Origin of the sequence: Methylobacterium tarhaniae, assembly GCF_001043955.1 — a bacterium.
GTDB classification, from domain to species: domain Bacteria; phylum Pseudomonadota; class Alphaproteobacteria; order Rhizobiales; family Beijerinckiaceae; genus Methylobacterium; species Methylobacterium tarhaniae.
The window spans coordinates 1-9,552 of the sequence record NZ_LABZ01000237.1 but is presented as its reverse complement, the minus strand read 5'-3'; the positions used below and the strand labels follow the sequence as shown (position 1 = coordinate 9,552).

At 69.4% G+C, this 9,552-nt stretch carries 9 protein-coding genes; all 9 read left to right on the top strand.

All coding sequences use genetic code 11. From position 1 onward, the window contains the following. Positions 1–364: hypothetical protein (locus VQ03_RS34000; protein ID WP_208605564.1), on the top strand; the 364-nt coding region annotated here is incomplete at its 5' end. Between the two features lie 48 nt (positions 365–412). Next, positions 413–1,177 carry a Uma2 family endonuclease gene (locus VQ03_RS26735; RefSeq protein WP_342586479.1) on the top strand — a complete coding sequence of 255 codons (765 nt, stop codon included), beginning with the start codon at positions 413–415 and terminating at the stop codon, positions 1,175–1,177. 75 nt (positions 1,178–1,252) lie between these two features. Beyond that, positions 1,253–2,248 carry an adenosine kinase gene (locus VQ03_RS26730; RefSeq protein WP_048453959.1) on the top strand — a complete coding sequence of 332 codons (996 nt, stop codon included), beginning with the start codon at positions 1,253–1,255 and terminating at the stop codon, positions 2,246–2,248. A 116-nt stretch (positions 2,249–2,364) separates the two neighbouring features. Further along, positions 2,365–3,207, top strand: coding sequence for a sn-glycerol-3-phosphate ABC transporter permease UgpE (ugpE, locus tag VQ03_RS26725; RefSeq protein ID WP_048453958.1), 843 nt, complete (start codon positions 2,365–2,367; stop codon positions 3,205–3,207). A 28-nt stretch (positions 3,208–3,235) separates the two neighbouring features. Then, positions 3,236–4,288: a sn-glycerol-3-phosphate import ATP-binding protein UgpC gene (locus VQ03_RS26720; RefSeq protein ID WP_048453957.1), complete on the top strand. Its 1,053-nt coding sequence runs from the start codon at positions 3,236–3,238 to the stop codon at positions 4,286–4,288. A 107-nt stretch (positions 4,289–4,395) separates the two neighbouring features. Beyond that, entirely contained in the window at positions 4,396–5,568 is a 1,173-nt protein-coding gene (locus tag VQ03_RS26715) for a CaiB/BaiF CoA transferase family protein (protein ID WP_048453961.1), read from the top strand. A gap of 144 nt (positions 5,569–5,712) precedes the next feature. Continuing rightward, positions 5,713–7,389 (top strand): thiamine pyrophosphate-binding protein, encoded by a 1,677-nt coding sequence (locus tag VQ03_RS26710; RefSeq protein WP_048453956.1) that lies wholly within the window; start codon positions 5,713–5,715, stop codon positions 7,387–7,389. Positions 7,390–7,693: 304 nt separating this feature from the next. Then, a complete protein-coding gene (gene ugpB, locus VQ03_RS26705) occupies positions 7,694–9,001 on the top strand; it encodes a sn-glycerol-3-phosphate ABC transporter substrate-binding protein UgpB (RefSeq protein WP_048453960.1) in 1,308 nt (435 codons plus the stop codon). Between the two features lie 4 nt (positions 9,002–9,005). After that, positions 9,006–9,552, top strand: a 547-nt coding sequence (locus tag VQ03_RS26700) for an ABC transporter permease (protein ID WP_048453955.1), incomplete at its 3' end; no start/stop codon positions are given.

Below are 9,552 nucleotides of genomic sequence, written 5' to 3'. Positions count from 1 at the left end.
CCCGCCGCCCACACGATGGCGTGAGAGCCGGCCCCGAGGAGACACGCCGTGCCCCGCAAAGCCCTCGCCCCCCTCCTGTTCCTCATGCCCGTCGCGGCGCAGGCCGCCTGCCCCCCCCCCGCCGGCCCCGCCGCCGGCGAGCGAGAAGCCGGCCAAGCCCGCCCTGCCGCCGAAGCCCGCCTGCCTCGACGCCAAGGGCGGCTGCCCGGGCTGGGAGGCCTACACCTACAATGACGGGATCAAGGCCTACAACGCGCAGCTCGGCCCGTATCGCACGGGCGCCGAGGCCTATGCCCGCAAGCTCAAGGCCTATGCGGATGGCAGCATGGCCTATGCGAATTGCGAGATGCAGTCGATGCAGTAGCGCGGGCGCGGCAGGCTTCCCGGCAGGGCCGGCCTGCCCCTGTCCCGCATGGATGTCGACGCCGTCCTCGCCCGGAGCGGAACGGTTCCGGGCCGCCACGATCATCACTCGATCGGCGCGGCGATCGAGACCCGGATCGTCGGCGAGGTCACCCCGTCGCTCGACCCGCCCGGGATCACGCTCGCGATGGGAGTCCTCTTCGGCGCGCTGACCGGCATGCTACGATGCCGAGGCAGGACTGCCAGCGACAGGTTCGATGCGATGAAGCCGCTTCCGCAGACGCGCATGAGCGTGGACGAGTACCTCGCCTGGAGCGAAGCGAATCCGGGACGCTATGAACTCGTGCAGGGTGAGGTGTACGCGATGACACCGGAGCGTGTGCTGCATGCGGAGGTCAAGGCCGCCGCCTATGTCGCGCTCCGGCGCAGCATTCGGGCGGCCGCGCTGCCGTGCCGGGCGATGCCGGACGGCATGACCGTCCGCATCGACACCCGCACCGCGTACGAGCCGGACGCTCTGGTCTATTGCGGGCCGCGCAGGGACCCGAACTCCGTCGAGGTCCCCAACCCGATCATCGTCGTCGAGGTCTCGTCTCCCAGCACCCGCCGGACCGACGCGAGCGAGAAGCTGGCCGGCTACTTCCAAGTGCCGAGCATCCATCATTACATGATGATCGATCCGGATCGGCGCATGGTCATCCATCACCACCGAGTCGGAAACGAGGTCGAGACCGCCTTCCTGCAGGAGGGCACCCTCGTTCTCGACCCGCCAGGCCTCGAACTCCCCATCGCATTCCTTTTCGAGGAACCATGAGCCCACCGGCGCGCGCTTGACCCCCCGGGCGGCGGATGCGACAGGCGGCCCAATCTCTTGCGCGCGAGCCCCTGCATGACCGCCTCCCTCGACCTCCTCGTCCTCGGCAACGCCATCGTCGACGTGATGGCCCGCACCGACGAGGCCTTCCTGGTACGCGAGGGCGTGCACAAGGGCGCGATGCAGCTCATCGACGAGGCACGGGCCGAGCACCTGTTCGGGGTCATGGGGCCGGCCACCATCGTCTCGGGCGGCTCCGGCGCCAACACGGCGGTCGGTGCGGCCCTGCTCGGGGCGCGGGCCGGCTTCATCGGCAAGGTGCGGGACGACGAGCTCGGCCGTCTCTTCGCCCACGACCTCAACGCCACCGGCGTGCGCTTCGGCGTCGCTCCGGCGAGCGAGGGCCCGGCCACGGCGCGCTGCTTCATCCTGGTGACGCCGGACGGCGAGCGCACCATGAACACCTATCTCGGCGCCTGCCAGGGCCTCACCGCCTCGGACGTGGACGAGGCGACGGTGAAGAGCGCCCGCCACGTCTACCTCGAAGGCTACCTCTGGGATCCGCCGGCCGCCAAGGAGGCGTTCCGCAAGGCGGTCCAGATCGCCCACGGCGCCGGCAACAAGGTCGCGCTCACCCTGTCGGACGCGTTCTGCGTCGACCGCTACCGCGACGAGTTCCTGGGGCTCATCCGCGACGGCAGCCTCGACATCCTGTTCGCCAACATCCACGAGCTGAAGAGCCTGTACCAGACCGCCGATGCCGACACGGCGCTCGCGGCCCTGCGCCAGGAAAAGAACCTCCTCGGCGTCGTCACCCGCTCGGACGAGGGCGCCCTGGTGGTCTCGGGGTCCGAGACCAAGTCCGTGCCGGCCTCGCCGGTGCGCGAGGTGGTCGACACCACCGGCGCCGGCGACCTGTTCGCGGCGGGCTTCCTCGCCGGCCTCGCCCGCGGCCTCGACCACGCCGATTGCGCCCGCCTCGGCGCCGTGGCGGCGGCGGAGGTGATCTCCCATATCGGTGCCCGGCCGCAGGCGGATCTCAAGGCGCTGGCCGAGCAGGCGGGCCTGTAGGGGTCTCCGGGCGGGCGGCGCTTCCGTCAGAGCTTGACGGGTGCTAGGAGCGTCGCATGCCCGTCACCCCGGTGCGGCACGGAACGTAAGAAACCATCCGCCAGGGAGCGGCCCCGTTGGTCGAGAACCGCCGCTTCGGCAACCTGATCCCGCACCTCGTGCTGTGCCTCGGGGTCGGCATCGTCGTCTTCCCGGTCTACCTGGCGCTGATCGGCTCGACCCACGACGCCGCCACCATCGCCAACGGCCAGATGCCGCTCTGGCCGGGCCCTCACGGCGTCGAGACCTACCGGCGCGCGCTGACCGAATCCGGCATGGCCGGCGTCCCCGTCGGGATGATGCTCCTCAACAGCACGATCATGGCGCTCGCCATCGCGCTCGGAAAGATCTTCATCTCGCTGCTCTCGGCCTACGCGCTGATCTACTTCAAGTTCCCGTTCCGGCAAACCGCGTTCTGGGCGATCTTCGTCACCCTGATGCTGCCGGTCGAGGTCCGCATCTACCCGACCTACAAGGTCGCGGCCGACCTCCAGCTCCTCGATACCTATGCGGGCCTCGCCCTGCCGCTGATCGCCTCGGCGACCGCGACGCTCCTGTTCCGCCAGTTCTTCCTCACGGTGCCGAACGAGCTGGTCGAGGCCTCCCGCATCGACGGAGCCGGGCCGGTGCGGTTCTTCCTCGATACCCTGCTGCCGCTCTCGCGCACCACGATGGCGGCCCTGTTCGTGATCCAGTTCCTGTATGGCTGGAACCAGTATCTCTGGCCGCTCCTCGTCACCACCCGCGACGACATGCAGACGGTGGTGATCGGCCTGCGCAAGATGACCTCGATTACCGACCAGCTCACCGAATGGCAGATCGTCATGGCGACCGCCGTGCTGGCGATGCTGCCGCCGGTCGTGGTGGTGTTCGCGATGCAGAAGCTGTTCGTGCGCGGCCTGGTGGAGACCGAGAAGTGACCTCTTTCCGTACGATCGGACGCGTCTGATGGCCGGCCTCGCTCTCGACACCTTGCGCAAGACCTATTCGGGCGGCGTCGACGCGGTGCGCGGCGTGTCGCTCGACGTGCCGGACGGCGCCTTCTGCGTCCTCGTCGGCCCCTCGGGCTGCGGCAAGTCCACCGTGCTGCGAATGATCGCCGGCCTCGAGACCGTGACCTCGGGGGCGATCACCATCGGCGGCCGCAAGGTCAACGACGTCGAGCCGGCCGATCGCGACATCGCGATGGTGTTCCAGAACTACGCGCTCTATCCCCATATGCGCGTCTACGACAACCTGGCCTACGGGTTGCGCAACCGCGGCACCCCGAAGCCGGAGATCGAGACCCGGGTGAAGGAAGCAGCGCGGCTGCTCGGCCTCGAGGCGATGCTGACGCGCTATCCGCGCCAGCTGTCGGGCGGCCAGCGCCAGCGCGTCGCCATGGGGCGGGCGATCGTGCGCAAGCCCCAGGTCTTCCTGTTCGACGAGCCGCTGTCGAACCTCGACGCCAAGCTGCGGGTGCAGATGCGGGTCGAGATCCGCCGCCTGCAGCGCCAGCTCGGCGTCACCACGGTCTACGTCACCCACGACCAGGTCGAGGCGATGACCATGGCCGACCGGCTGGTGGTGATGAATGGCGGCCAGATCGAGCAGGTCGGCACGCCGATCGAGATCTATCGCCGCCCGGCGACCCGCTACGTCGCGACCTTCATGGGCTCGCCGCCGATGAACATCCTCCCCGCGGAGGCCGTGGCGGGCGGCGTGCGGATCGACGGAACGGTGCTCCCGGTCGTCGGCGTCGCCCCCGGCACCGCCATCGAGGCCGGCATCCGGCCCGAGGACCTGCGGATCGCCGGGGACGGCCTGCCGTTCCGCATCGCCTTCGTGGAGGAACTGGGCGCCACCCGCCTTCTGCACGGGCCGCTCGCCGGCACCGACGTGGCGGTGCAGGTGCCGGCGGGCTCCGCGCCGCAGGAGGGCGACACGCTGCGCCTCGCCGTCGATCCGGCTGCCCTGCACCTGTTCGATCCCGCCACCGGGCGGCGGCTGGCGCAGGGCTGACCGGAGGCCGGCGGGCATTCCCGCTGCCCAAGCCGCGTCGTAAGCAGGCGAGGACGATGAGCGCCATCCCGTCAACGGGAGGCGCGCCAATGGGAGGCTCGGTCTTCGTGCATAAACCCCTCGCCGGCATCAAGGTGCTCGAACTCGCCCGCATCCTGGCCGGCCCGTGGATCGGCCAGCTCCTGGCGGATCTCGGCGCCGAAGTGGTCAAGGTCGAGCGGCCGGGCGTCGGCGACGATACCCGGTCCTGGGGCCCTCCCTTCGTCGAGGGCGCCGAGGGCGGCACGCTGTCAGCCTCGTATTTCCACTCGACGAACCGCGGCAAGCGCTCGGTCGCGGCCGATTTCGAGACCGCCGAAGGTCAGGCCGTGGTGAAGCGGCTCGCCGCCCATGCCGACGTGGTGATCGAGAACTTCAAGGTCGGCGGCCTGAAGAAGTACGGGCTCGACCACGAAGCCTTGAGCGCCCTCAACCCGCGGCTCATCACCTGCTCGGTCACCGGCTTCGGCCAGGACGGCCCCTACGCGCCGCGGGCCGGCTACGACTTCATGGTCCAGGGCCTCGGCGGGATCATGTCGCTCACCGGCGAGCCCGAGGGCGAACCGGTCAAGACCGCGGTCGCCTTCGCGGACGTGTTCACCGGGGTCTACGGCACGGTGGCGATCCTCGCCGCGCTCCAGGGCCGGCACGCCACGGGCAAGGGCTGCCACATCGACATGGCGCTCCTCGACACGCAGGTCTCGGTGCTCGGCAACCAGGCGCTGGTCTACCTCGTCTCCGGGATGCTGCCGCCGCGGATGGGCAACGAGCACACCAGCATCGTGCCCTACCAGGTCTTCCCGACGTCTGATGGCCACATCATCGTCGCCTGCGGCAACGACGGGCAGTTCCAGAAGTTTTGTGGTGTGCTCGGCACCACCTGGCACCTCGACCCCGACTACGCCACCAATCCGGGCCGGGTCACCCGCCGCGACGTGCTGATCCCGCTCATCGCAGCCGAGACCGGCCGCCACACCAAGGCCGACCTTCTCGCGCGGCTCGGCGCCGTCAACGTGCCGGTCGGCCCGATCAACGACCTCGCCGAGGTCTTCTCAGACCCGCAGGTGGTCCATCGCGGGATGCGCCTCGACCTGCCCGACCCGCGGGCCAAGGGCGGCACGATCCCGAGCGTGCGCTCGCCGATCGTCATCGACGGCGTGCCGATGGCGGCGGAGACCGCCTCGCCGCAGGTCGGGGATCATACCGAGAGCGTGCTGGCCGATCCGGCCTGGGGTGGGTGACGCGGATCGGCTAGAGCAGCGCCCGATCACACTGCAATCGGGCGCTGCTCTAGGTTTTTGATTTTGCCGCATTTTCTGCGACGAACCGGTGTCCACTTCGTCGGAAAATGCTCTAGGCCTGAGACCTCGCTGGAGGACACGCCCATGACCGACGCTCCCCGCCCCCGCACCGGCGGGCAGATCCTGGTGGACCAGCTCGCCCGCCACGGCGTCGGCGATATCTTCTGCGTGCCCGGCGAGAGCTACCTCGCGGTGCTCGACGCGCTGCACGACGCGCAGATCCGCCTCACCGTCTGCCGGCAGGAGGGCGGGGCCGCCATGATGGCGGAGGCGCACGGCAAGCTCACGGGCAAGCCCGGGATCTGCTTCGTCACCCGCGGGCCCGGCGCCACCAACGCCTCGCCCGGCCTGCACATCGCCAAGCAGGATTCGACCCCGATGATCCTGTTCGTCGGCCAGATCGAGCGGGCGGCGCGGGAGCGCGAGGCGTTCCAGGAACTCGATTACCGGGCGGTGTTCGGCACCATCGCCAAGTGGGTGACGGAGGTCGACAGTGCCGACCGCCTGCCGGAGCTGGTCGCCCGCGCCTTCCACGTCGCCACCGCCGGCCGGCCCGGCCCGGTGGTGATCGCGCTGCCCGAGGACATGCTGGTCGAGACCGCGACGGTCGCGGACGCCCCCGCCTTCCGGCCGGTCGAGACCCATCCGGCCCTCGCCCAGATGGTGGCGCTGCAAACCATGCTGGGGCAGGCGGAAAGACCCTTCGCGATCCTCGGCGGCAGCCGCTGGTCGGCGGAGGCCGTACGGCGCTTCTCCCGCTTCGCCGACCTGTTCTCGCTCCCCGTCGCCTGCTCGTTCCGGCGTCAGGGCCATTTCCCGGCCGATCACCGCTGCTACGCCGGCGATCTCGGCCTCGGCGTCAACCCGACGCTGCTCGCCCGGATCAAGGAATCCGACCTGCTCCTCGTCATCGGCGGGCGGCTGTCGGAGATCCCGTCGCAGGGCTACACGCTTCTCGACATTCCAGGACCCCGCCAGCGCCTCGTCCACGTCCATCCGGACCCGGAGGAGCTGGGGCGGGTCTACAGCCCGGCCTTGGCCATCAACGCGAGCCCGACCGCCTTCGCGGCGGCGATCGAGACGGTGCAGCCGCCCCGCGCCCTGCCCTGGGCCGCCGGCACCGAGGCGCTGCATGCCGATTACCTCGCCTGGAGCGATCCCACCCGGATCACCACCCCCGGCACGCTCCAGATGGGCGGCGTGATGGCGCATCTGCGCGCGGCGCTGCCGGCGGATGCGATCCTGTGCAACGGCGCGGGCAACTTCGCCACCTGGGTCCATCGCTTCTGGCCGTTCCGGGCCCATGACGGCCAGCTCGCCCCGACCTCCGGCTCGATGGGCTACGGCGTGCCGGCGGCCATCGGTGCCAAGCGCCTGCTCCCCGACCGCACCGTCGTGGTGGTGTCGGGCGACGGCGACTTCCTGATGAACGGCCAGGAATTCGCCACCGCGGTACAATACGGGCTGCCGGTGATCGTCATCCTGGTCGACAACGGCATGTACGGCACGATCCGGATGCATCAGGAGCGGGAATATCCCGGCCGCGTCTCCGGCACCGCGCTGAAGAACCCCGACTTCGCCGCCTACGCCACGGCCTTCGGCGGCTATGGCGAGCGGGTCGAGCGGAATGAGGACTTCCCGGCGGCATTGGCGCGGGCGATGGAGTCGGGACTTCCGGCGATCCTGCACTGCCCAATTGACCCCGAGGCGATCACCCCGACCACGACCATCCAGGCGCTGCGAGACCGGAAGCGGTCGTAGTCCTCGGGGCGACCCATCCGACCACCCCCGGCAGTCCTGCGACCCTCCTGGTGATCCCGGGTTCTCGCCCTCGGCGAGCCCCGGGATGACGCTCAGAATCGGAATTCCGCCGGTGAGATCGAACAGACCCGAGTGACCGCTCTTGTCCCCCGATCACGGCTGTGCTTAGCCAGCGACTAACAAGCTGGCCGCCGCCTGAGACGGTGCGGGCCGCGTGCCGTCCGCCGCCGCTGTCGTCGGAGTGTCACGCGGGCCCCGCATGAGGGGCCGCACACGAGGAGACGACAACCCGATGGCCCCCACCATGACCATCCGCATCGCGCTCGCCGGCCTCGGCTTGGCAGCCGCCGCCACCCCGGCGCTCGCCGTGACCGAGCTGCAATGGTGGCACGCGATGACGGGCGCCAACAACGACGCCGTCAACCGCCTCGCCGACGAGTTCAACGCCGCGCAGAGCGACTACAAGGTGGTGCCGACCTACAAGGGCAATTACGGCGAGACGCTGAATGCCGGCATCGCGGCCTTCCGCGCCGGCACCGCGCCGCACATCATGCAGGTGTTCGAGGTCGGCACCGCCACGATGATGTCGGCCAAGGGCGCGATCAAGCCGGTCTACCAGCTGATGAAGGATGCCGGCGAGCCGTTCGACCCGAACGCCTACCTGCCGGCGATCACCGGCTACTACTCGACGACCAAGGGCGAGATGCTCTCGTTCCCGTTCAACTCGTCGTCGATGGTGATGTGGGCCAACCTCGACGCGCTGAAGGCGATCGGCCTCACCGAGCCGCCGAAGACCTGGCCGGACCTGTTCGCGGCGGCCAAGAAGCTGACCCAGAACGGCTTCCCGAATTGCGGCTTCTCGACCACCTGGGTCACCTGGCTCAACATCGAGCAGCTCTCGGCCTGGCACAACGTCCCCGTCGCCACCAAGGCCAACGGCATGGACGGCCTCGACACCACGCTCGAGATCAACGGCCCGCTCCAGGTCAAGCATATCGGCAACCTCGCCGAAGCGCAGAAGGACAAGTCCTTCGACTATTCCGGCCGCTACGACAGCGGCTTCGGCCGCTTCACCGCCGGCGAGTGCCCGATCATGTTCGGGTCCTCGGGCTCCTACGGCAACGTCAAGTCGGCGGCGAAGTTCGCCTGGGCCTCGGCGCCGATGCCCTACTATCCCGACGTGCCGGGTGCGCCGCAGAACAGCATCATCGGCGGCGCCTCCTTGTGGGTGATGGGCGGCAAGAAGCCCGACGAGTACAAGGGCGTGGCGAAGTTCTTCAGCTTCCTGTCCGATACCGACCGGCAGGCCAAGCTGCACCAGACCACCGGCTACATGCCGATCACCAAGGCGGCCTACGAGAAGTCGAAGGCGGACGGCTTCTACGCCAAGAACCCGGCCCTCGAAGTGCCGATCAAGGAGCTGACCAACAAGCCGCCGACCGAGAATTCCCGCGGCCTGCGCCTCGGCAACTTGCCGCAGATGCGCGACCTGTGGGCCGAGGAGATCGAGGCGACGCTGGCCGGCAAGAAGACGCCTAAGCAGGCTCTCGACGAGGCGGCGACCCGCGGCAACGCGATGCTGCGCCAGTTCGAGAAGCAGGCCGGACGGTAATCTGATGGGTCCCGAGCGCGTCACCTTCGGAGGCCGGCTGCTGCCGGCGGCGCTGATCGCGCCGCAGCTCCTCATCGTCGGCCTGTTCTTCTACTGGCCGGCTTTGCAGGCGGTCTGGCAGTCGTTCCAGATGCAGGACGCGTTCGGGCTCTCGACGGAGTTCGTCTGGTTCGAGAATTACCGGGCCCTGTTCACGGATCCCGGCTATTATCAGGCCCTCGTCACCACGCTGGTCTTTGCAGTTGCGGTGGCGGGGCTCTCCCTCGGCTTCGCGCTGCTGCTCGCCACGATGGCGGACCGGGAGATCCGGGGGGCCGGCATCTACCGGACCCTGCTGATCTGGCCCTACGCCGTGGCGCCGGCGGTGGCGGGCGTGCTGTTCGGCTTCCTGTTCCAGCCCGGCCTAGGCCTGGTCGCCCGCGGGCTCAACCAGATCGGCATCCCGTGGAACCCGCTGCTCGACGGCAACCACGCCATGATCCTGGTGGTGATGGCGGCGGCCTGGAAGCAGGTCTCGTATAATTTCCTGTTCTTCCTCGCCGGCCTCCAGG